The 22989-nt window shown below is 65.9% G+C and carries 23 protein-coding genes; 10 read left to right on the forward strand and 13 right to left on the reverse strand.

Going from position 1 to position 22989, the window contains the following annotated elements; genetic code table 11:
• Positions 1-14: 14 nt before the first annotated feature.
• From IEY60_RS15040 to IEY60_RS15095, 12 genes are all read right to left on the reverse strand, one after another.
• The gene (locus IEY60_RS15040; protein ID WP_189028444.1) at positions 15-614 is read right to left on the reverse strand and encodes a TetR/AcrR family transcriptional regulator; all 600 of its coding nucleotides are present in this window, start codon (positions 612-614) and stop codon (positions 15-17) included.
• 81 nt (positions 615-695) lie between these two features.
• A complete protein-coding gene (locus IEY60_RS15045; protein ID WP_229739837.1) occupies positions 696-1922 on the reverse strand; it encodes a DUF445 family protein in 1227 nt (408 codons plus the stop codon).
• Positions 1923-1956: 34 nt separating this feature from the next.
• Positions 1957-2562: a hypothetical protein gene (locus IEY60_RS15050; RefSeq protein WP_189028446.1), complete on the reverse strand. Its 606-nt coding sequence runs from the start codon at positions 2560-2562 to the stop codon at positions 1957-1959.
• 30 nt (positions 2563-2592) lie between these two features.
• Positions 2593-3582 (reverse strand): MlaD family protein, encoded by a 990-nt coding sequence (locus IEY60_RS15055; RefSeq protein WP_189028448.1) that lies wholly within the window; start codon positions 3580-3582, stop codon positions 2593-2595.
• Positions 3579-4646, reverse strand: coding sequence for an MlaD family protein (locus IEY60_RS15060; protein ID WP_189028450.1), 1068 nt, complete (start codon positions 4644-4646; stop codon positions 3579-3581). Before IEY60_RS15060 ends, IEY60_RS15055 begins: the two co-directional genes overlap by 4 nt.
• On the reverse strand, positions 4643-5740 hold the full coding sequence (locus IEY60_RS15065; protein WP_189028452.1) for an MlaD family protein: 1098 nt from the start codon (positions 5738-5740) through the stop codon (positions 4643-4645). The genes IEY60_RS15060 and IEY60_RS15065 overlap by 4 nt, the downstream gene beginning before the upstream one ends.
• Positions 5740-6774: an MlaD family protein gene (locus IEY60_RS15070; RefSeq protein ID WP_189028454.1), complete on the reverse strand. Its 1035-nt coding sequence runs from the start codon at positions 6772-6774 to the stop codon at positions 5740-5742. The genes IEY60_RS15065 and IEY60_RS15070 overlap by 1 nt, the downstream gene beginning before the upstream one ends.
• Positions 6771-7766, reverse strand: coding sequence for an MlaD family protein (locus tag IEY60_RS15075; RefSeq protein WP_189028456.1), 996 nt, complete (start codon positions 7764-7766; stop codon positions 6771-6773). The genes IEY60_RS15070 and IEY60_RS15075 overlap by 4 nt, the downstream gene beginning before the upstream one ends.
• A complete protein-coding gene (locus IEY60_RS15080; RefSeq protein WP_189028458.1) occupies positions 7763-8827 on the reverse strand; it encodes an MlaD family protein in 1065 nt (354 codons plus the stop codon). Before IEY60_RS15080 ends, IEY60_RS15075 begins: the two co-directional genes overlap by 4 nt.
• Positions 8828-8837: 10 nt before the next feature.
• Positions 8838-9701, reverse strand: coding sequence for an ABC transporter permease (locus tag IEY60_RS15085; protein ID WP_189028460.1), 864 nt, complete (start codon positions 9699-9701; stop codon positions 8838-8840).
• Entirely contained in the window at positions 9701-10555 is an 855-nt protein-coding gene (locus IEY60_RS15090; RefSeq protein ID WP_229739838.1) for an ABC transporter permease, read from the reverse strand. The genes IEY60_RS15085 and IEY60_RS15090 overlap by 1 nt, the downstream gene beginning before the upstream one ends.
• A gap of 85 nt (positions 10556-10640) precedes the next feature.
• Positions 10641-10928, reverse strand: a complete 288-nt coding sequence (locus IEY60_RS15095; protein ID WP_189028462.1) for a hypothetical protein — start codon at positions 10926-10928, stop codon at positions 10641-10643.
• Between the two features lie 38 nt (positions 10929-10966).
• Between IEY60_RS15095 and IEY60_RS15100 the strand changes: the two genes are divergently transcribed.
• From IEY60_RS15100 to IEY60_RS15130, 7 genes are all read left to right on the forward strand, one after another.
• On the forward strand, positions 10967-12019 hold the full coding sequence (locus IEY60_RS15100) for an NAD(P)-dependent alcohol dehydrogenase (RefSeq protein WP_229739839.1): 1053 nt from the start codon (positions 10967-10969) through the stop codon (positions 12017-12019).
• Entirely contained in the window at positions 12016-13470 is a 1455-nt protein-coding gene (locus IEY60_RS15105; protein ID WP_189028466.1) for an aldehyde dehydrogenase, read from the forward strand. The genes IEY60_RS15100 and IEY60_RS15105 overlap by 4 nt, the downstream gene beginning before the upstream one ends.
• 339 nt (positions 13471-13809) lie before the next feature.
• Positions 13810-14517 carry an alpha/beta hydrolase gene (locus tag IEY60_RS15110; protein ID WP_189028468.1) on the forward strand — a complete coding sequence of 236 codons (708 nt, stop codon included), beginning with the start codon at positions 13810-13812 and terminating at the stop codon, positions 14515-14517.
• Between the two features lie 91 nt (positions 14518-14608).
• Complete coding sequence (locus tag IEY60_RS15115) at positions 14609-15274, forward strand: TetR/AcrR family transcriptional regulator (RefSeq protein ID WP_189028470.1); 666 nt, start codon at positions 14609-14611, stop codon at positions 15272-15274.
• 156 nt (positions 15275-15430) lie between these two features.
• Complete coding sequence (locus IEY60_RS15120) at positions 15431-16006, forward strand: TetR/AcrR family transcriptional regulator (protein WP_229739840.1); 576 nt, start codon at positions 15431-15433, stop codon at positions 16004-16006.
• Positions 16007-16056: 50 nt separating this feature from the next.
• Entirely contained in the window at positions 16057-17106 is a 1050-nt protein-coding gene (locus IEY60_RS15125) for a phosphotransferase family protein (RefSeq protein WP_189028475.1), read from the forward strand.
• Positions 17103-18143 (forward strand): TIGR03857 family LLM class F420-dependent oxidoreductase, encoded by a 1041-nt coding sequence (locus tag IEY60_RS15130; protein WP_189028477.1) that lies wholly within the window; start codon positions 17103-17105, stop codon positions 18141-18143. Before IEY60_RS15125 ends, IEY60_RS15130 begins: the two co-directional genes overlap by 4 nt.
• 98 nt (positions 18144-18241) lie before the next feature.
• Here IEY60_RS15130 and IEY60_RS15135 read toward each other — a convergent pair whose 3' ends face one another.
• The gene (locus IEY60_RS15135; protein ID WP_189028479.1) at positions 18242-19030 is read right to left on the reverse strand and encodes an enoyl-CoA hydratase/isomerase family protein; all 789 of its coding nucleotides are present in this window, start codon (positions 19028-19030) and stop codon (positions 18242-18244) included.
• 107 nt (positions 19031-19137) lie between these two features.
• Between IEY60_RS15135 and IEY60_RS15140 the strand changes: the two genes are divergently transcribed.
• The 3 genes from IEY60_RS15140 (at position 19138) to IEY60_RS15150 (ending at position 22970) form a co-directional block, all read left to right on the forward strand.
• Entirely contained in the window at positions 19138-20088 is a 951-nt protein-coding gene (locus IEY60_RS15140; protein ID WP_189028481.1) for an alpha/beta fold hydrolase, read from the forward strand.
• A 192-nt stretch (positions 20089-20280) separates the two neighbouring features.
• Entirely contained in the window at positions 20281-21909 is a 1629-nt protein-coding gene (locus IEY60_RS15145; RefSeq protein ID WP_189029414.1) for an AMP-binding protein, read from the forward strand.
• The gene (locus IEY60_RS15150) at positions 21906-22970 is read left to right on the forward strand and encodes a phosphotransferase family protein (RefSeq protein ID WP_229739842.1); all 1065 of its coding nucleotides are present in this window, start codon (positions 21906-21908) and stop codon (positions 22968-22970) included. Before IEY60_RS15145 ends, IEY60_RS15150 begins: the two co-directional genes overlap by 4 nt.
• The last annotated feature ends 19 nt before the right edge of the window (positions 22971-22989 follow it).

Consider the following 22989-nt stretch of genomic DNA (forward strand, 5'->3'; position numbering starts at 1 on the left):
GTTCGCACTCCTGTTCAATGGGCGAACGCGCCGAACCAGAGCGCGCGTCCGAGGGTTCGGGTGAAGGCGTCGTCGTCGTCCGCACTGCCGTGCTGCAAGTGTTCGACCAACGCGTCGTAGGTGCCGCGAATCATGAATCGGGCCAGGTGGATCGGGTCCATATCGGTGCTGATCGAGCCGGCCTGCCGCAATGTGGCGACGCGCTGGCCGATCACCTCGACGTGACCTTCCATGGCGCGATGCAGGGCATCCTCGATCTCCGGGTGGGCGGCGGTCGCGTCGAAATACGCTTGCCACAGTTCCGCGTTCGCACGCCCGATGCGCAGCATTCGGCCGATCGTCTCGGCCAGTCCCTTCCAGGATGTAGCCGGTTCCGTCAACCAGAAGTTCGCCGACTCCTGTGTCGACTCGGCGAGACTGGGAACCGCGATGCGCTGGACCAGAACGCCTTTGCTGGTGAAGTACTTATAGAAACTCGCGCGTGATACATCGGCGAGTTCGATAATCGATTCCACCGTCAGATCCGAGAATCGCGTGCCGCCCCGGAGCAGGGTGGCCGCGGCCTCGAACACGCGGCGTTCGGTGGTCGTTCGTCGCCGGCTCGATGGTGTCACGCGGTCGGTGTCAGTTCAGAGAATGTGTTTTCGTGCACACCTTAAATATACATTGTGTTCAATTAGTGCAACGGCGTTCGGTCAATGCAGCAGAAGAAGAACCTGGAGTTCGCCGATCAGGAAGCCGAGGATGGCGCCGACCGTCACGATCTTCCACTCGTCCTGCTTGAAGGCGGGCCGTAGGAGGCCCTCGTACTCGTCGGAAGTCATCAGCTTCATCTTCTCGACGATGAGGGAGTTCACATCGAGGGCGTGCATCGTGTAGTGCTCGATGCTCTGCGTCTCCTCGGGCAGGCGGGTGCGGACCGTGTGGACGATGTCCTTCTTGATGAAGTCCAGGTTGCCGACCGCCAGCTGGACCAGCGGCTTGGCTATGCCCATCTGCTGGTCGAGTACACGGTCGATCTCGTGCTCGACGAGGGAGAAGAGGCGGTCGGACTGTGGCCCGGTGAGCATGGCGTCGATCATGTTGGCGGGGGAGAGGATTTCGGTCGCGATCAAGCTTCCGTAGTCGACGGCGACGGTCTCACGGCGCTTGTGGAACATCCCCTGCCAGCGGAAGATGCCGAGGTACCGGCGAGGTTCGATCGGGCGGAAGACCATCTGCAGGGCCAGCCAGTCGGTCGAGTATCCAACGAACGCGCCGAACAGCGGCATGATCAGGGCCGAGTGGGTGAGCGCCCAGACCGCGGCTTGGACGATGCCGAGTGCGAAACCGAAGTACAGGCCCGACCTGACGATGAATCGCATCTCGGGCGCGGCGAGATCGCGGATCATCCGCACCGACAACGCCTTGTCCTTCATCAGGGCGTTGATGGCCATCGTGCGCAGGTCGAAAACGACGTTCACGTTCGCTTTGAGGTCGTCCATCATCTCGGCGATGATCTTGGGCGCGTCGGCCTGGATACGCTGCAGGAGCAGGCGCCGGGCCGCGGGCGGGACGAGCTCCCACAGGCCGGGCCGGTGCCGCATCATGATCTCGTCGACGAGTTCCTCGACGGTGGCCAGCAGCGGTCCCTGGACATGCTTGGCCAGCTCGGCTGGATCGATGCGGTCGATGATCTCCTGCGGGTCGACCAGTCGCGAGAGCATGAGATCGACCGCCACGGTGGCCATCCGGGCGGAATAGCGCGGAATCAGGCCCTGCCACCCGAGATAGGGCGGTATTCCGACGAATTCCAGCGGCCGGAACAGCATTTCGACTGCTACGAGTTTGGTCAGGTAACCGATCGCCGCGGCGATGAACGGCATCGCGGCGTACAGGTACCAATGTTGCTGAACGTCAGCGACGATGCCTGACCAGTCCAATTGCTCATCCTTGCTGAAGTTGTGACCTACCGCGCTACTTGGCTGGTAGTGCGTCGAGGCCGCCGCCGACCTCGGTGATCTTCCAGCCGTCGTTCTTGTCGAGGGTGACGGTGTAGGTGACCGTCGTGCGCCCGCCCTGGGGTGACTGCGCACTGGTGGAATCGACATCGAGGAAGGCGTTGACCCTGTAGACGCCACCGGACTCCGACTTCACCGCGGCCTGGACCGGTGTCGCCTTCGACGTCCACTGCAACGGCAGGATGATCTGCTCCAGCTGCGTCGCGGTGGCATCGAACTTCGCCGAGAGCTGCGGGGTCGTGTTGGCCTTGAGCTTGGCCAGCCACGCTTTCGGATCGCGATAGTCGATGGTGGACGCGCCGACCGCATAGTCCATCGCGGCCTGTTCGGCCTGCTTGTCCGCGGCGGCGCGCGCATCCCGATCGGATAGTTCGCCGCGCTCCGACAAGTACAGCGCGCCGAAGGTCACCGTGGTCACCGCCAACCCGGCGACGCAGGCGACAGTAGCGACCGTGGACAGGCGCACACTGATCTGGCGCGGCTCCGCGGCACCCGTCGGCTTCTCGGTGGCCTCGCCGGCCTTCTTCTCGGTCTCGGCGGGCTTTTCGTCAGTGGTGTTCATGAGGACTCCGGTTCGGCTGTGAAAGGGGATCTATTTAACGGTGACCTGCAGGCGGACAGTGCCGTTCGCGCCGACCGTGGCCAGCGCGGTGCTGATCAGGGCCGAGATATCCAGCGGCGCCAGCGCTGCGGGAATCGGTGTGGTCATCGGCCGCAGGATCGGCGCCAGCTCGGCCATTCCCGGCCCGAGTTCGGCCAGCAACTTTTCGGTCCGGTGGAGGAAGGGAATCAGCCCGTCGCCGGTGAGGTAGTCGTTCGGTGCGTCGCCGACTTCGTACAGCTGCGAGGAGACCTCGATGACCTCGTCGAGGCTCGCGGCGAGGGTTTTCCAGGCCGGCCCCGACTCGGCGAGCGCGGGGCCCGACCAGGACATGTCGTCCCCCATGGTCTGCAGGTCGTTGAGCAGACCGCGCAGCAGGGTGGTGCGGCTGAGAATCGTGGCGGCCAGCAGTGTGTTCGCCCGCTCCAGGCGCGGCACTTCGTTCTCGATCCCGGTCAGCGCCTTGTCGAAGGTGGTCACCAGGCTCGTGATGGCCTTCGGGTCCAGCTGATCGATGACGGCGACCGCTTTCGCGGCCAGGTCGGGGATCAGCGTCGGGGCCGGTGCGCTGCGCGCGTCGAGCAGTTGGTTGTCGCTGATGTAAGGCGCCTGGTCGGCGGTGGGCTTGAAGTTGAGGTAGGGCTCGCCGAGCGCCGAGAGGTTCTCGATCCGCACCTCACTGGCCGCCGGAATCCGGTAGGGAGCGTTGATCCGGAACTGGATCTCCACCCCACCGGTGACCTTCTGGATCTCGGTGACCTTGCCGACCTGGATGCCGGTGAGCAGCACGGGAGTGTTGACGCCCAACGTGCCCGAGTTGGCCAGCAGCATCCGGGCCGTCGTGTGCTCGGCGAACGGATTGAGCTTCAGCAGGCCGAAGGCGACGTAGGAACTGCCGATCAGGAGCACGGCCGCGATGGCGGCCAGCGACGCGATCGAGCTCGGCTTGACGCGACTGATGTCGAAGAATCGGGCACTCATCGAACGACTCCGATCATCCGCAGGCTGTCGACGATGCGGGTGGTCTGCTCGGCGGACCCCACTTCCGCCGGATCGCCCACCGCCGCTGCGGTGATGTTCGCTTTCGGTCCCTGCCGGACGAACGGAATGATCTTGTTCTGAATGAGGTCCACCAGCGTGGACATGTTCGACCGGGAGGACAAATCCAACGGCCGGTTGCCGAACAGCATCGGCACGGTGGCCTTCATCAGGTCGTTGGAGGCCGAGATCATCGGTGCGAGGAAGAGCGAGGAGTGCGCGACCGGGCCCAAGTTCGCGAAGATGAAGATGATCCCGATCACCGCCTGGACGGTTTCGACAAGGTGCGGTGTGCCCTCGTCGGTGAGCATCGGCCGCAGGGTCGGCAGCATATCCACCGTTGCGGAGACGGTGGTGTCGAGGCCGTCCAGCAGCGCATCCAGACTGCCCAGGTCGTTCGCGACGTCGGAGAGGTCGGTGCCGATGACGCCGAAGACCCGTGCGGTGTCGGCCGGATTCTGCGGCAGCGCGGCGTTGAGCTGGCGGACGGTGTCCTGCAGGTCGGTGACCATGCCACTGCCGAGCGAGGTCGCCAGCCCCGCCATGGTGTCCTCGATTTGCGGGGCACGCGTGGTCTGCGTCATCGGAATGGTCGCGCCCGACGCCAGGGCGGGTGCGCTGGTGCGTGGCGGAGTGGTGACGGCGATGTAGACATCGCCGAGCGGGGTGGTCTGGCGCAGTTCGACCTGGATATCGGCGGGCAGCTTGATATTGCGCTGCACCGCGACATCGGCGACGACGAACCCGCGGCCGATGCCGCTGTCGCGCTTGGTCACGTCGGTCACCGTCACGCCGGTGAGCTTGCCGACCTCGACGCCGTCGGCGATCAGCTTGGCACCGGGCGGCAGGTTGAGCACGTCGGCGAATTCCAGGTGCAGCGGGTAGGTCTCGCCGGAGACCGAGGTGCCCGGCAACGGGACAGCAGCGGGATCGAAGCCGCAGCCGCTCACTGCCATCACCGACAGGGCGGCCGCTGCCGCGGCGGTACGTGTGCGTAGTCGAGTCATCGTGCGCCCACCGTTCCGAGAATGATGTGTGCCATCGAGATCTTCGTAGTTCCACTGACCGGGTCGAGACATCCGCCCGGCGTCAGGACATTGATCGCCGCGCACACTTGCGCGGGGTCACCGGGCAGGGTGACGTTCGGCGTCGCGTAGGCGACCGAGATCGCACCGGTGGCGGGATCGACCGTGTTGGTGAACGCGCTGGTCAGCGAGGGGACCATCGTCATCAGCTCGCTGAGTCCGGCCACGCCGGCCTGCAGCATCTCGGGTAGGTTCTCCACCCGCTCGAGCTTGGCCAGCAGCGGCCCGCCGAACATCACGGTGAGGTCGTTGAGCGCCGGTAGGACATCGATCAGCTCCCGGACCGTGGTGATCACCGGCGGTACCACCTGGTCGCTGACCGTGACCAGCGCAGGGGTGAGGCGGGTCAGGTAGTCCTTGACCTCGGGCCAGTAGTGCGCGGCACTGCTGGCCAGGGAACTGAGCGCGTCCAGCAGCGCGCCGATGTGACCGATCGCGGCGTCGGGCGAGTTCAGCGCCGAGCCGAGCTTGTGGATGATCGTGTTGACCTGCTCACCGGTGCCCGCCGTGGTGTTGTCCAGCGCGGCGATACCGCGCTCGAGGACATCCTCCCCGGGACCGTCGGGGCCGTTGAGCTGGTCGGCGAGATCGGCCAGCGCCGCGAACGTTTGGCTCAGGCTCTTCGGCGTCACCGATTTGGTGATGCAGTGCGACGAATCCCAACCCGCCCCTTCGGGTTCGGCGCCGATCAGCGCGAGCTGACGGTCGGCGACGAGCGAGTCGGCCATGGTAGTCGCACCGACGTCGACGGGCAGCTTCCGCGACTCCGGGACCGTGAATTCGACCCGGGCGGTCGCGCCCTGCGGGGAAACACGGGTGATCGAGCCGACCTTGATTCCCATGATGGTGACCGCGCTGCCCTCGTACAGGCCGATCGCATCGGGCATATCGGCGCAGTACGAGCGCATCGTCGGGGTCGGTTTCGCGATTTTGTAGGCACCGACGGCCACCAGGCCGACGATCAGGACGACCGCCACCGACAGGAAGCCCCGGGAACCGAGCAAGCGGGTGAGCATCAGCAGGTCCTTCCAGGAACGGGGATGCACAGCTGCGGCGCGGTGATCGTCTGGCCGGAGCGGTCGACGGTGAGCGCGCCGTCCGGGCCGGTCAGCGTGTCGAACCGGGCGCTGAACGACTTCAGCGAGGTGAGCAGCGCACCGAGCTTGCCGCCGAGCTCGTCGAGCTTGGCGATCGAATCGGCCAACGGCTGTGCGGGGTCCTTCAGCGTGGTGTTCCACGCCACGGCCAGCGGGCTGACCTGGGTCATCACCTTGGCCAGGTCAGCAAGCGCGTCGCCGACCGCGATCTTGTTGTTCTCGACCAGCGTCTCCAGAATGCGGAAGCGGTCGATGAACTTACCGACCACCGCCTTGTTCGCGGCCAGGGCGGAAATGTATTCGTCGGAGAACGTCAGTGCCTGGGAGACTTGCGCGTTCTGCTGGTCGAGGATCCCGACGATGGTGTCGACCGCGGTGACCATGCGGCGGAAGCCATCCGGGCCACCCTCGACTGCCGCGGTGAGCGCGCCGAAATTCTGCCGCAGCACATCGCCGTCGAGTTCCTGGACCGGTTTGATGGCGTCCTGGAACAGTCGCGGCAAGCTGTAGGGGAGTTTGACCCGATCAGCGGGAATCACTGTGCTGCCAAGGGCTTTGGTGCCCGCGGGGATGACGGCGAGGTAGTGACCGCCGACGATCGTGAGCATCCGGATCGACAAGGTGGTCTGGTCGCCGACGAACACCTTGCGATCCACCGTGAACTGCAGTCGCACGCGGTTGGATTCGAGGTCGAGGGACTTCACCGTGCCCGATGGCACGCCGGCGACCCGGACGTCGTCGCCGACGCGCAACGAGGCGGCGTCGGTGAGGAAGGCGGTGTAGGTGCGCACCCCGGTCTGCAGGGTGGAGGCCACCGCGATACCGGCGGCGACCACGATCATGGCCACCAATCCGATGGCGCCCCAGCGGATATCGCTGCGCCGCCGCGTCGCGTCGTCGGGTGCGGGCTTGCCCTTGCGTGTCAGCCGTGAGCGCATGGTCTGCATGGTCATCCGTTGCACAGTGTGATCCTTTGCCCGCTGATGAGCACTTGCAGTGGTTGCGGTGCCTGAGCGGCCCCGTGGCTGCAGGTCGAACTACCCGAGGCCGGGATGAGATCGGACAGCGATTGCAGCAGTGCCGGAACCTGGTTCATCGTCTCGACCGCCTGCCGCTTGTCGGGAATCGCGTTGCGGATCAGGTTGTCGATATCGGGATTGGGCCGCCCGGTCAGACCGAGCGTGGTGAGCATGCTCGTGGTCGGTCGCAGCACCGGGGGAATGGTGAGGGAGAAGTCGATCAGGCCGCCGACGCGTTCCTGCAGTGTCGTGAACAGGTCGGTGAGCCGGGAGACCATCACCATCGCGTTGCCAGAGCGGCCACCGATCTGCTCGGCCAGCATCGACAGGTTGCGCACGAGGGTCGAGAGCATCGCCTGGCGGTCGGTCGTGTACTTGCTCAGCGTCTCGATCGCGTCGAGGGCCGGGCCGAGGCCGGTGCCGTTGCCTTCGATCACGGCGAGCAGGCTCGTCGCGAACTGGTTCAGATCAGCGGGGGTGAATTCGGCCAGTACCGGCTGCAGGCCGTTGAACAGGGTGGTGATGTCGAAGGCGGGCACCGTGTGGTCGGTGCCGATGGTGGTGCCGGGGTCGACGTTCCCTGCGGGCACATCGGCCTGCTGCACATCGAGATACCGCTGCCCGGTGAGGTTCAGGAAGCGGATCGCGAGGGTGTTGTTGGCGTACATCGGGTGGCCTTGTTCCATGTCGAACGACACCACCGCGCGGGCGTCGCGCAGCTCGACGCTCTTCACCTTGCCCACGCGAACACCGAACAGCCGCACGTCGTTTCCGCTGCGCAGGCCGTTGGCGTCGGTGAATTCAGCGGTGTAGGAAATGGTGTCGTCGATCGGCTTGGACAGCGCCTGGAGGACGCCGACCAGCAGTAGCAGCATCGCGACGGCGAACACCGCGAGCCGGATGATCAGGGAGGTTGCCGATTTCATCGCGGTCCTTCCGTGCCGAGGGCGCTCGGGCCTGCCAGGGCCGCGAGCGGGCCGGCCAGACCGGGCACGCCCTGCAGTGCGACCGACACCTGCAGCGTCGGTCCCTGCGGGGTGTCGGCGAATGCCGCGTTCAACCGGCGCAGCAGTTCACCGAGCTCGGCGTCGGATTGTTCCGGGCGTGGCAGCGTGGCCGCCAGCGCCGACAGAATCGGCGTCAGCATGGCGGTGTACTCGGAGTAGTACTTCCCCGTGGTGTCGAGGGTGGCGACCAGGGCTGAAAGCAGGTCGTCCTTGAGCATGTTCACGTTGGCGTTGAACTTCTCGACCTTGCCCGGCTGCGCGAGATAGGGGTTGGAGAACGGTGCGTACAGGACCGAGACCAGACCGTCGACGGTGGAGGGCAGGCCCTTCAGCGTGTTGCCGTACTGGGTGAGCAGATACGGCGCGGGCAGCCGCTGGGTGTCGGCGACAGCCTGCGAGACCGCGACTATGGTCTCGATCAGCGGAGTGAATGCGCTGGTGTCGTCGGCGAGCCGGTGCAGCAGTCCGGTCAGTTCGGGTGTCAGCACATCGTTGGTCAGATCACCCAGCGAATTCAGCAGGGCGGTGATGGTGGCGTCGACGGTTCGATCCGCGTTGGCGCCGGTCAGATCCACGGTTCGGGCCTTGTCCAGCGACGTACCGCCCTTGCCCGATTTCAGGATGACCTCGCTGATGCCGAACAGGTTGCCCGGCGCGTAGTCCATCGTCAGCGCGTCGGTCAGTTCGGCGGAGTGGGTCCTGTCGAGCTTCAACATCAGGCGCTGTCCGCCCTCGTTCATTCGCTCGATGCCCTCGACCTTGCCGATGCGGATACCGTCGTATCGCACGTCGGTGCCCTGCTGGACACCGCTGCCGACCTTCTCGGTGAGGACCGTCACCGGCATGAGGTTCGGGTCGGTTTTCGCTGGCGTGAACTGCCAGACCAGCACTCCGACGGCGACGATCGCCGCCGTCGCGAGGCCGGTGCGCCGAGCGGCGCGGGGACTGACCGCCACGCCGGGCATTCCAAATGCGGGCATTGCTTGACCTCTATCCGGAGAAGGTGATCGGCGAGGTGAAACCCCACATCACCAACGTCATGATCATGTCGAGTGTGATGATGGCGACCAGGCTGCCCCGGATGGCGCGACCCGAGGCGATACCGACGCCTTCTGGTCCGCCGAAGGCGAAAAAGCCCTGATAGCAATGGATGAGGATGACCGCCACCGCGAACACGACGACCTTGATCACGGCGAAGAGCACATCCCAGCTGACGAGGAACTCGGTGAAGTAGTGCGTGTACACACCGTTCGGCTCGCCGTGTAGCACGGTGACTATGAGAGCGGAGGCGGTGTAGCTGAGGACCAGCGCGATCAGGAACGTCGGCACAATCGAGACGATGGCCGCGATGACGCGCGTGGTGACGACGAACGGGACCGACCGGATACCGAGCGATTCGATGGCGTCGATCTCCTCGGAGATCCGCATGGCGCCGATCTCGGCGGTCATGCGGCAGCCGGCTTGCGCGGCGAAACCGACCCCGGCGGCGATCGGCGCCAGCTCTCTGGTGTTCGCGAACGCCGAGATCAGGCCGGTGATCTGTCCCAGCGACACCATGTTCAGCGCGCTGTAGGCCTCGATGGCCGTCGACGCGCCGACCGAGCCGCCCATGACGACCATGACGGCCGCGGTGCCGCCGCCCACGATGATCGAGCCGCGCCCCCACGTCATGTTCGTGATCGTCTGCATCACCTGGGCCCGGTAGTGCCGCATGGTCAGCGGGATGGCCGCCAGGACCTGCCAGGCGAAACTGAGCGCGAATCCGGCCGTGTCGAACGGCGCCCAGACGTCGACGCGCCGCCGCAGCCAGGCCAGCGGCCGAATCGGTGCCGGGACATAGGAACTCGCCGCCATTACGCCATCCTTGTCGGGAAGAACATGGTGACCACCTGGGTGATCGCGGTGTTGGCGACAGCGATCGAGACCACTGACAGGATCACCGCCGCGTTGACACCGTCGGCCACGCCACGTGGCCCGCCCCTGGCCTCCAGCCCGCGCTGGCAAGCGATCAGGACTACCAGCAGACCGAAGATCAGCGACTTGATCACCGACACCCACACGTCGAACGAAGTGGTGAAGGCCCCGAACGACTCCCAATAGCTACCGGGGGTGACTCCGAGCGCGACCACAGCCATGACGTATCCCGCGGTGACGCCCACAACGAGGATCAGGATGTTGATCAGCGGTGCGACCGCCAGCATCGCGGCCATGCGTGGCACCACGAGACGCCGGACCGGGTCGATGCCCATCACCCGCATGGCGTCCACTTCCTCGCGGATGGTGCGGGCCCCGAGATCCGCCGCGATCGCCGCGGCTCCCGCTCCGCCCAGCAACAGGCCGGTCGCCAGCGGGGCGCCTTGTTTGATCACGCCGAGCCCACCCGCGGCGCCGATCAGCGAGTCCGCGCCGATCTGGCGCACGATGTTGCCGACCTGCGCCGATACGATCACGCCGAACGGGATCGCCACCAGCACTCCGGGAATCGCGGTCACCGTGATCAGGAACCACGCCTGCCGCATCGATTCCCGCCAATGGAAACGGAACCGCGCCGCGTCCGATGCCCCCGCGCTCGCCGCTTCTGCCCCCAAGCGCAGGGAGCGCCCGAATGTAGCCAGGCCGGACAGCACGGTATCGGAAACATTGGCGCGCAGTACCCGCGTCGCGGTGTCCTTCTCCGACTCGTCGGTCGAATCCGGTGTGCTCCCCACTGAGCGCACCCCCTTTCACCACTCTCGACCGTGGTTCATATTTTGATAGTTGACTGTACGGGCGGTCAGCGTCGTATGCTATACCTCACAACGACAAAAAGTTCTCAAAATCGGAAATCCTCGGAAGGTGTGATCGTGGTGGCCAATTCCTCCAGCGGGCAGGCAGCTCATCGGCGTACCCAAGGGCGACGCTGATCCACACGACCTGATCCCGCGGCTGATCGAGCTGTGGCGTACCGGCGATTTTCCCTTCGACCGGTTGATCCAGAGATACCCGTTCGAGCGGATCGACGACGCGATCGCGGCGGTCCGCGCAGGCAAAGCCACCAAACCCGTTCTGATATTCGAGGAAGCATGAGTACTGTTCGAACACGAGCCGCGGTCCTACGCGCGGCAGACGGACCGTTTCAGGTGGAGGACGTCGAAATCGACGCCCCCGGCCCCGGACAGGTCCTGGTGCGGATCGCCGGCGTCGGCATCTGCCACAGCGATTTCCTGCCGCGGACGCCGATGGCGAAGCCGCCGATCGTCACCGGACACGAAGGGTCCGGTGTCGTAGCGGCGCTCGGCGCCGGCGTCACCGACCTCGCGATCGGCGATCACGTCGTGCTGTCGTTCGATTCCTGTGGTGACTGCCGCAACTGCCTGGACGCTCAGCCCGCATACTGCACGAGCTTCTGGCCGCGCAACATGTCGGGATTCCGGCCCGGACGGCCGACGAACGTCCGTGACGCGCAAGGGCAACCGGTGAAAGGGAACTGGTTCGGTCAGTCTTCTTTCGCCGAGTACAGCGTCGTCGCCGCCCGCAACGCGGTGAAGGTCGATCCTTCGCTACCACTCGAGCTGCTCGGACCACTGTCCTGCGGAGTGCTGACCGGAGCAGGCTCGGTGTTCACCTCGCTCGACGTCCAGGCGGGATCCAGCTTGGCCGTCTTCGGGACCGGGACGGTCGGATTGTCGGCCGTCATGGCCGCCCGGGTTGCGGGAGCCGCGGTCATCGTCGCGGTGGATGTGAATCCGGATCGATTGCGCTTGGCCGAGAAGCTCGGTGCGACAAACACTTTCGTCGCGGACACCGAGGATCTGGTGGAGGTCGTCAAGGCGTTGGTGCCGGGCGGGCTCGACTACTCGCTCGATACGACCGGGGTGCCCGCGGTTGTCTCGAACGCCATCGACGTGCTCCGCCTGCGCGGTGTGTGCGGCTGTGTCGGCGTGCAGTTGAAGCCGCTGCTCGTGCGGCCCGATCAGCTCGCGTTCGGCCGGACGATCAAGGGCATTCTCGAAGGTGACAGTGTCCCGAAGCTGTTGATTCCCCGGCTGCTTGAGCTGTGGCGGCAGGGCCGCTTCCCGTTCGACCAACTCATCCGAACCTTCCCGCTCGAGCAGATCAACGAGGCCGAGCGGGCCATGAAGTCCGGCGCGGTGGTCAAACCCGTGCTGGTCCCACGAAAGGACGTGTCATGACGGTGGACTACTCGGCGCTGTACATCGGCGGAACATGGACGGCGCCGCTGTCCGAGCGACGCATCGAGGTCTTCTCGGCGAGCACCGAGGAACTGCTCGGCAGTGTTGCCTCGGCGACCGAAGCCGATGTGGACGCGGCCGTCTCCGCCGCCCGCGCGGCGTTCGACGACCCGCACGGTTGGTCGAGCTGGGCACCGGAGCGGCGCGCAGAGGTGCTCGACCGTTTCGCCGCCGAACTCGCCACCCGCAGCGACGAGATCGCGCGCCGGGTGAGCAGCCAGAACGGTATGCCCATCCGCTTTTCCAAGGTGGTCGAAGGTGGCGTGCCCGGCACGGTGCTGCGCTACTACGCCGACCTCGTTCGCGCGCTTCCCGAGTTCGAGATCCGGCCGTCGCTGGTCGTGGGGTCGACCGAGGTGCGCAAGGAACCGCTCGGCGTGGTCGGTGCGATCGTGCCGTGGAACTTCCCGCAGACCCTGGCGTTCTTCAAGCTCGCGCCGGCCCTGGCCGCGGGCTGCACGGTCGTGATGAAGCCGTCCTCGGAGACGGTTCTCGACGCGATGGTGATCGCCGAGGCTGCCCTGGCCGCGCAACTGCCCGCCGGTGTGCTCAACATCGTGCCGGGCGCGGGCCGCACCGCCGGAGCGCATCTGGTGGCCCATCCCGGTGTGGACAAGGTTGCCTTCACCGGCTCCACCGATGCGGGCCGGTCGATCGCGGAAACGTGTGGGCGCCTGCTCAAGCCGGTCACCCTGGAACTGGGCGGCAAGTCCGCGGCGATCATTCTCGACGACGCCGACCTGGCCGGCACGGTGCAGGGCCTGTTCCCGGTGAGCCTGATGAACCAGGGGCAGAGCTGCTACATCTGCACGCGAATCCTGGCTCCGCGCAGCCGCTACAACGAGATCGTCGACGGACTCAGCGACCTGGTGCGCACGCTGCGCATCGGTGATCCGCTGGACCGCTCGACGGTCATCGGCCCGCTGGCGACCGCCCGCCAGCGCGAGATCGTCGAAGGCTACATCGCCAAGGGCGTGGCCGAAGGCGGCCGGATCACGGTCGGTGGCTCGCGCCCGGCCGGTTTCGATCGCGGCTGGTACGTCGAGCCTACCGTCTTCGCCGATGTGAGCAACGATGCCACCATCGCGCGCGAGGAGATCTTCGGCCCGGTGCTCGCGGTCATCCCCTTCGACGACGACGAGGATGCGCTGCGCCTGGCCAACGACTCCGACTACGGCCTCGGCGGCACGGTGTGGACGAGCGATCTCGACCGCGGTATCGCCCTGGCTCGCCGGGTCAAGACCGGCAGCATCGGTGTCAACGGCTACACGATGGACCACGGCGCTCCTTTCGGCGGAGTCAAGGACAGCGGCCTCGGCCGCGAACTCGGTCCGGAAGGTCTGGCGGCGTATCAGCAGTACAAATCGGTGTATCTGCCCAGGCGCTCTTGACTGGTCGTACGGTCACCAGAGATATTCGTAGCAGGCTCTCGACCAACGTGGGTGGGGCCCAATGACCACAATGAGGTGATCATGTTCTCTAGCAAATCCGGAGGCTCGTCGTCGCTGGCAGAGCGTTTCGCGCTCTCCTTGCTGGCTGCGCGAACCGTGCATGCGGTAGTGGGGCCGATGCGACCCGCGGGACTGCCGTTGCAAGCGATGCGAACCGCGGCGGACTGTGTCGGTGCGGTCCGGAATCCGAGAGGAGCACGGGTCCATCGTGTCCGCATCGGGGCGATGACGGGGATGTGGGTGGCGGGCACCGGCCGGGGCGGGCGAAGTTCGGCGGGTGTGACCCTTTACCTGCACGGCGGTGGCTTCGTCGTCGGGTCTTCGCAGTCCCACTACGGTGTCGTGAAGCGGCTGTCCGAGGCCAGTGGGATGCCGATCCTGGTTCCGGACTACCGGCGTGCCCCGGAGGCGGTGTTCCCGGCAGCGGTCGACGACGCCCTCGCGGCATACCGGTGGTTGATCTCCGAGGGGTACTCGCCGGACCGTATCCGCCTCGCTGGGGACTCGGCCGGCGGCTACCTCGTCGCCGCCTTGCTGTGTGAACTGCGACGTAGGCGCCTGCCGATGCCGGTCGGCGCGCTGCTGATGTCGCCGCTGTTCGACCTGAACATCGATCGGGCTGCCCGCACCTGGGATCCGTTGATCCCCTTGGGCTTCGGCAACGCGTGCATCCGCGCGTTCCTCGGCGAGACCGACGCTTCGGATCCACGGGTCGACGTGCTGGCGGCCGACAAGTCGGGCTGGCCGCCGACGCTGATCCAGATCGGATCGACCGAGTTCCTTCTTCCCGAAGCCGAGGCGATGGCTGCCACGTTCGATGCGGCGGGGGTCCCCTGTGAGGTGCAGGTGTGGCGCGGGCAGGTGCATGTCTTCCAGACCATGGCGCGTGTGTTACCCGTGGCCAGGACCGCGCTGTCGCGCGGAGGTGCGTTCCTTCGCGACGTGGCCGGCGCGACACCACGAGGGATCGTCGAGCGTAGCGCTTGACAGCGGTGAGACCGCGTCGTCGATGTACTCAGCGTCCAGATGGGCGGTAACATAAACCGTCCGTACGGTTAGCAAATGAATGGGAGGGCTCGTGGTCAGACCAGCCGGGAGGCGCAAAGAGATTCTCGAGTCATTTATTCGGCACGTTGCCGAATATGGATACGAGCGAACCAATCTCGGCGACATCGCCAAAGAGCTGGGGATGTCCAAGGGGACGATCGTCCACCACTTCGGTACCAAGGCGCAGATGTTGTGCGAGCTGGAAGAAAACTACATGAACCACCAGCTCGACGCGGTGCGCTCGATGTGGGAGCGGCTGGCCAAGCCCCAGGAACGGATCGCCGCTATCGTCTTCGCCTCGGCCATCCTGCAGGTGGTGGCGCGGGACGCTACGGTCGCCAGTCAGCGCGAGGTCGTGCAGCTCGCCGATGATCCAGGCATGCAGGAGGTCCGCAAACTCCGTCGCGAACTGCAGCGTATGACGGAGGAAGAGCTGCGTCGCGGAATTGACGAGGGCCTGTTCCGTCCAGTCGATGTCGAAGTGGTGAGCTTGCAGCTGTGGGGCTCGGTCCAATGGATGTGGGTCTGGTTCCAGCCCGGGGGTCGTCACACACCGGAGGCGATCGGGTCTACATTCGTCGACGTTCTGCTCGGTGGACTTCTCGTCGACCGATTCGGCCTCTCTGCCCTCTCGGATCCGAACGGCGAAGTCGCCACCGTCGTTCGCGAGACCTTCGCAGCCGACGCAGCGAAGTGACCGTGTCGGCTGGCTGCTCACTCTGCTGGTCTTGCAAGTCGAACGGTTGGCCGAGCGACTGTGAGTGATCGTGTTGATTCCGGAAGCGGTGCGACTGGGTCCTCGCCAGGTCGGGTTCTTCCGCGCACGGAGCGCGGTGAGCGCAAGCGTGCCGCGTTGATCGCAGCGGCCCGTGAGGTCTTCGAAAGGGACGGCTATCTCGACGCGAAGATCGCCGATATCTCGAAGGCCGCCGGCGCGTCTTCCGGATCGTTCTACACCTACTTCGATGGCAAAGACGATGTTTTCGCCGCGTTGGTCGAACAGGTGGGACGGGAGATGCTCCACCCGCACATCAAGGCGCGTACCGGCGTGACAGACCCGCGTGCACTGATCGATGCCGCCAATCGGGAATACCTCGTGGCCTATGAGAAGAACGCCCGGCTGATGGCGGTTTTCGACGAGGCCCAGCACTTCAACCCGGAGTTCCGCCGCCTGCGCCTCGAACGCGCGAACTCGTTCGTTCTCCGAAACGCGAAGCTGATCCGCGAACTGCAACAAGCGGGGGTTGCCTCGGTCGAGCTCGATCCTTTGATTACGGCACAGGCGTTGTCGGGCATGGTAAGCCGAATGGCAGCCATCGTCTTCGTGCAAGGGCAGCGTATCGATGTCGACGAGCTCGCCATCACTCTCACTCAGCTGTGGGTGAATGCCCTGCAGCTCAGGCCATCGCAGGTGTTGCGCGACAAGTGATTTCGACCGGGAGATGGCCGTACGGACGGTCAGTGTGACAGTCTGGGAGCGTGCTGAAAAACTTTGATCCCACCGCCCGCCTGACGGCAGGCCTGCTCGACGAAGTGCTCGCGGGCGTTCGGGGCGATGCGAGGGTCGTCGGATTGTCGAGCATCCCGGTCGGTACCGGTCAGGTGGCGGTGAGTGCGCGACTCACTGTTGATTACGATCAGCCGACCGACGCGCCTCGGCGCATGATCGCGAAGTTCGCCGATCCGGATCCGGACCTCCGGCGACAGGTTCGGAGGGAGGGGGCGTACGAACGCGAGGTGCGCTTCTACCGTGAGCTCGCGCCGCAGGTGCGGGTGCGCACACCGGACGTGTACGCGGCAGAGTTCTCCTCCGAGACCGGCGATTTTCTCTTGCTGCTCGAAGACCTGGCACCCGCGCGCCAGGGCGATCAGCTGGCAGGCTGCACCGCCGAGGTGGCCGCCACGGCGATGGACGAGATCGCCGGTCTGCACGCTCCGTGCTGGGGCGAGGACCGATGGCGAGAACTGCGGTGGCTACGCCGTGATCGGCCGGGTATCGCCGAGGTGACCCCGCGACTATGGGCGAGCTTTCTACACCGATACTCAGATCTGCTCAGCGAAGAGATCCGCTGTGCTGGACAGCTTTTCGTTGAACATCTCGACTCCTGGCTGTCCTGGGAGTCCAACCATCGAACCGTTGTGCATCGTGACTTCCGCTTGGACAATGTCCTGATCGGACCCCAGGGCTCGATGTCTGTCGTCGACTGGCAGACCTGCGCCATCGGGTCCGGCGCCGAGGACGTCGCCTACTTCCTCGGTAGCGGTTTGCCCGAGGAACAGCGGGGGGAGCTGGAGGGGGATCTGGTCCGGCGCTACTACGACCGGATCGTCGAGCTGGGGGTCGGCGACTATTCCTGGGCCGAGTGCTGGCTGGACTACCGCCGTGGGGCGTGGCACGGAATGCTGATGTCGATCAATGCCTCCATGCTCGCCCGGCGCACGGACCGTGGGGATCAGATGTTTCTCGCGATGGCGCAGCGGCATGCGCGCCAGGTGCTCGAACTGAACTCGGCGGAGGCGCTGTCATGAATCGTGAACTCGGCTGCTACCTGCTCGCCGGCGCGAGCGACGATCCGCGCAAGATCATCGACGAGGTCCGTGTCGCGGAGGAACTGGACCTCGGCACCGCCTTCATCTCCGAGCGGTTCGACGTCAAGGAAGCGGTCACACTGTCCGGGGCCGCGGGCGCGGCATCCGAGCGCATCCGGATCGCCACGGCGGCGACCAATCACAATACGCGCCATCCGATGGTGACCGCCGCGTACGCGACCACGATGCACCGGCTCACTCGGGGGCGTTTCATGCTCGGACTCGGTCGCGGCGGTGCCAAGGCCTTCGCCTCCTGGAACCTGCCCGCGGTCACGACCGCGCAGCTGGAGGACTTCGCGGGACTCATGCGCCGGTTGTGGCGCGGCGAGACCGTTCGCGATCACGACGGCCCGGCCGGCCGCTTCGCGCGGCTGCGGCTCGATTCGCGCTTCGACGAGGCGATCCCCCTCGGCTTGGTGGCCTTTGGCCCGCAGACACTCGCGCTGGGTGGCCGGGCGTTCGACGAGGTCGTGCTGCACACGTACTTCACCGATGAGACCTTGGCGCGTTCGGTGGGGATCGTGAAGGAGGCGGCCGAACGCGCGGGCCGTGATCCGGAGTCGGTGCGGGTGTGGTCGTGCTACGCGACCATCGGCGATCACATTCCGGAGTCCCGCCGCCTGCGTGGGACGGTCGGCAGGTTGGCGACCTACTTGCAGATCTACGGTGATCTGCTGGTCTCCACCAATCGCTGGGATCCCGATGTCCTGGGCCGCTTCCGGGCCGACCCGGTGGTCGCCGGAATCCGCGGGGCGATCGACTCGGTTGCGACCGACGAGCAGATCGAGCACATCTCGGGTCTGCTCCCCGCCGAGTGGCTCGGTGTCGCGGCGCGGGGGAGTGCGCGGCAGTGCGCGGCGGGCGTTCGCGCGCAATTGAGTGTGGGCGCGGATGCGGTGATCATGCACGGTGCTACGCCGACCGAGTTGGCACCTGTGGTCGCCGCCTACCGGGAGTTGGCTGTCGGGGAGCGGTAAGCCCAACCGCCTGGGTGCGAGCAGAAGGGTGCGGTGCCGTATGGCGGCACCGCACCCTTCGTGCGTCACGTCGGCCGCGTCTGCTTACTACCTGTGGTTCAGCGGTGGCTGTCGAGCCAGGCCGTGGCGTTGGCGAAGAAGTCCGGGTGGCAGATCAGGTCGGCCTGGGCGCGGGGTTCGACATCGAGCAGGGTGGTCTCGAGATCGGTGCGCGCGGCCTGCCGCAGGGTTTCCTTGATCGTGCGCGACGCATGAGCGGGGATGCGTGCCCATCGTTCGGCGAGTTCGATCGAGGCCGCGAGCGCGTCGTCGGCGACCTGGCTGACCAAGCCGAGACGCAATGCCTCGGCCGGGCCGATGGGTTCGCAGCTCAGCAGCAGATCGAGTGCGGCGGCGTGCCCGATGGCGGCGGGCAGCGTGTGGGAGACGCCGGAATCCGGGCCCAGCGCCATCCTGGCGAATGTCGCGCCGAACTTCGCCTGAGGACCGGCGATGCGCAGGTCACAGCCCAGCGCCATGCCGAGGCCACCGCCGATGGCGGGTCCGTTGACCGCGGCGATCGTCGGTTGCGGCAGACGATTCAGTTCCACCGAAAAGCTGTGCAGCTCCTGCATCCACGCGATGGTGGCATCCACCTCGCGCGGTGCCATCTCATCGAGACTGCTCAGATCCATGCCAGTGCAGAAACCGCGCCCGGCGCCGGTCACGATCACCACCCGGATGTCCGGATCCTCGGCGAGTGGGCGGACCATCTGCGTCAAAAGGGGGATGCTCGACGGGTTCATAGCGTTGAGTCGCGCCGGACGATCCAGCACGACCACCGCGATTTCCGCGGTCGGCCGCTCGATTCGGACGACATTTCCCTGTGTCGATACCGGGTCGGACATCGAAAACTCCCCTTTGTTGACTGTACGTGCGGTTAGTCTTAGTCTGGCCACGTGACCGCGCTCACGTCAAGCGCGGTCGAGTGATGCTGGGTACAAGGGAGTGCGCCATGCCGAAATTCAAGAAGAAGAACCCGCCGGATGCCGGATTGACCGGAATGTTGGCGCATCCGGAACCTCGGGAGACACGAACAGTGTTCTCGGTGGACGGAACCGCGCTGCACGTTCGTGAGTACGGAGATCCGGTGCTGGATCCGATTGTGCTGGTTCATGGGTGGTCGGTCGCCCTCGAGTACTGGAATCCCCAGATCAATGCGCTCGCACGCGGCAACCGGGTGGTCACCTACGATCAGCGCGGCCACGGTCGCAGCGACGTGGGTCCGCGCCCGTTCAGCGAACGAGTGCTCGCCGAGGATCTGTCGGCCGTGCTGGCGGCGACGATCTCGCCCGACGCGCCTGCCACGCTGGTCGGGCACAGTATGGGTGGCGGAGCGATACTCGCGTGGGCGAAGTATTTCCCCGACGAGGTCACCCGTTACGCGGATTCCGCGCTTCTCGCCAACTCGGCCGCTGGGCTGTCGGAAGGGCGAGAGGGCGTGAACCGGCATCAGGACCGGTTGTCCCGGTGGCTGACCGCCATCGCCGTCGCGCCGCTGCCCGCGCCGCCGCGCCGAATGGGCAGGTCGATGTTCCGCAAAGTCGCGCTGACCCCGGAAGCGCCGCTGTACATGGCCGACTTCGGTCAGCGGGTGAGCGCGACCTGTCCGCCGCGCGTGCGGTCGCAGTGGGCCAAGGTGATACAACGCCTCGACGCTTCGGCAGGTGTGAAAGCGCTGCGTGTACCGACAACCGTGCTCTACGGCGCTCGCGACGGGCTGCTCCCGCCGAGCGAGTCGGCGCGCACCGCCGAAATGGTCCGGGCGGCCGGGCATCTGGACCGGGAAATCGTCCTTCCCAACAGCGGGCACAGCAGCAACATGCAGGACGCCGACGCGTTCAACGCGGAGATCGTTCGCCTGCGCGGATTGTCGTCGCAGCCGATCGGCCTCACCAGTTTTTGACAGCCACATTCTATGGCAGACCGTACGGACGGTCAGCTATCATAGTGATGTAGGCGACACCTGTTCGAGGCGGCATCGTCTCGAACGACCCTTTCGGCAGGCTTCACGGCGTCTTGCCCAGCACCCCTCCGAACTGACCACCTCCGTCAATGCAGTGATTCACCAGGAGTATCCGTGTCCGATCCGCAGACTATGCCCCAGGCATTCCAGCGCCAGGTGGCCAACCACCCTGATACCGTCGCGCTTCGCAGCTACGACGGTACGCAGAGCTACACATGGGCCCAGTTCGATGCCGAAGTACGCCGCATCGCCGGCGGATTGGCGGCCCTCGGACTCCGCCGAGGTGACGTGTTCGCGAGCCTGCTCACCAACCAGCCGGCGTTCAACCTCTCCGAGATGGCGGCCAACCACCTCGGCGCGACCACCTTCTCGATCTACAACACCTCCGCCCCCGACCAGATCAACTATCTGCTCGCCCATTCGGGCGCGAAGGTCCTCGTGACCGAGCAGCAGTACATTGCCAAGTTGCAGGCGTCCGGGGCCGACATCGAGCACATCCTCGTGGTGGAGGACGGCGATCTGGACCGTCTCGAGCCCGCGCCGGATTTCGACTACGAAGCCGCATGGAACGCGGTACTGCCCGACGACGTGCTGTGCATGATCTACACCTCCGGCACCACCGGCCCGCCGAAGGGCGTCGAGCACACCCACAGCGGTGTGCTGGCGATGGCCGCTGCGGTCACGAGCGCTTTCCCGATCGAAAGCGGTGACCAGGTGATTTCGTACCTGCCGTCGGCGCACGCCGCCGACCGATGTGTCACCTACTACTTCGGCGTCGCCAACGGCGCGCAGTTGACCACCCTCAACGATCTCACCAAGCTGCCACAGACGCTGGCGGAGGTGCGGCCGTCGGTGTTCTCCGCCGTTCCACGGGTGTGGGAGAAGCTCAAGGCCGGCGTCGAATTGCAGCTCGCGGACAACGATCAACTGCGGGCCGGATTCGAGGCCGAAGTTCCGCAGGTGATCGACGCGATCCGCGCCAAGCTCGGACTCGACCAGGTGCGCTGGGCGATGACCGGTGCGGCGCCCTGCCCGCTGGGTGTCTTCAACTTCCTGCGGAAGCTGCGCATTCCGGTCACCGACATCTGGGGCATGTCCGAAATCGGCCTGGCCACCGCCGCGCCGCCGGAACTCGCCAAGCCCGGCACCATCGGCACCCTGCTGCCCGGCTACGAAGGCACGGTGCTCGAGGACGGTGAGCTGCTGATCCGCGCTCCGTTCACCATGAAGGGCTACCGCAACGATCCGGTACAGACCGCCGAGGCCAAGGATGCCGACGGGTGGGTGCACACCGGCGATGTGGTGACCGTGGACGACGAGGGCTACTACACCATCGTCGACCGCAAGAAGGAACTCATCATCAACGCGGGCGGCAAGAACATGTCGCCCAGCAACATCGAGAACGCCATCTCCACCTCGTCGATGCTCATCGACAAGGTGATCGCGATCGGTGACGGACGGCCGTACAACGTCGCGCTCATCACCCTCGACGGTGCCGCCGTGCCGGCCTTCGCGGAGAAGTTCGGTCTCGAACCCGATCCGGCGGTGCTGGCCAAGGACGCCCGCGTGCTAGCGGCCATCCAGGAAGGCGTGGACGAGGGCAACCGCAAACTCGCCCGAGTGGAGCAGATCAAGAAGTTCGCGCTGCTTCCGGACGTGTGGAGCGAGGGCAGCGACGAGCTGACCCCGACCGGCAAGTTGCGGCGCAAGCCCATCAACGCCAAGTACGCCGACGAGATCGAAGGGTTGTACGCCGAATGACGGGATCCATCGACACGAGATCCGCAGCCTCCGAATGGCAGGCCATCGACATCGACGCCGTGGGTGCTTGGATGGACTCCGAGGGTCTGGCGCCCGGCGAGATCACCGGTGTCGCGCCGATCGGCGGCGGCACCCAGAACATCATGCTGCGGTTCACCCGAGGTGGCCGCGACTATGTGCTGCGCCGTCCGCCGAAACATCCGCGCCCGGTCAGCAACAATGTCTTGCGTCGTGAGGCGCGGCTGCTCGCAGCGCTGGGTGAGACCGATGTGCGCGCACCGCGCGTCGTCGCGGTGTCGGCAGACGAGACGGTGCTGCCTGGTCTGGCGTTCTACCTCATGGACCCGGTCGACGGGTTCAACCCCGGCACAGATCTTCCCGATCTGCATACCGGGGACGCGGCGGTTCGCCACGCGATGTCGCTGTCAGCCGTCGAGGGTATCGCCCGGCTGGGGGCGCTCGATCACACCGCGCTCGGGCTGGCCGATTTCGGCAAGCCCGAGGGCTTCCTGGAGCGGCAGGTACAGCGTTGGCTTCGCGAACTCGACGGCTACCGCGCCAATGAGGGCTACATCGGGCCGAACATTCCGGAATTGGATCGAGTGTCGTCCTGGCTCGAGGCCAACCGCCCCGCGCAGTGGCGGCCGGGCATCATGCACGGAGACTGCCACCTCGCGAACATGATGTTCCGGTTCGACGGTCCGCAGCTGGCGGCGATGGTGGATTGGGAGATGTCGACCATCGGTGACCCGTTGCTCGACCTCGGCTGGCAGATCGCCACCAGCCCGGCCGGTGCCGCCGGTGCCGCTGTCACTCCGAAACTGGCTGCGGCGGGCGGACTTCCGACCGCGTCGGAGATGATCGAGCACTATGCCCGCTTCTCCGACCGCGATCTGAGTTCGATCACCTGGTATACGGTGCTCGCCGGGTTCAAGCTCGGCATCATCCTCGAGGGCACCTACGCGCGTGCCATCGCGGGGAAGGCGCCCAAGGCCACCGGCGATCATCTGCACGGGATCACTCTGCAGCTGTTCGCCGATGCGGCGGCGCTGATCGACTAGATCGGCTACCGCGGTTCGC

The sequence above is a fragment of the Nocardia rhizosphaerihabitans genome, assembly GCF_014646295.1.
Classification (GTDB): Bacteria; Actinomycetota; Actinomycetes; order Mycobacteriales; family Mycobacteriaceae; genus Nocardia; species Nocardia rhizosphaerihabitans.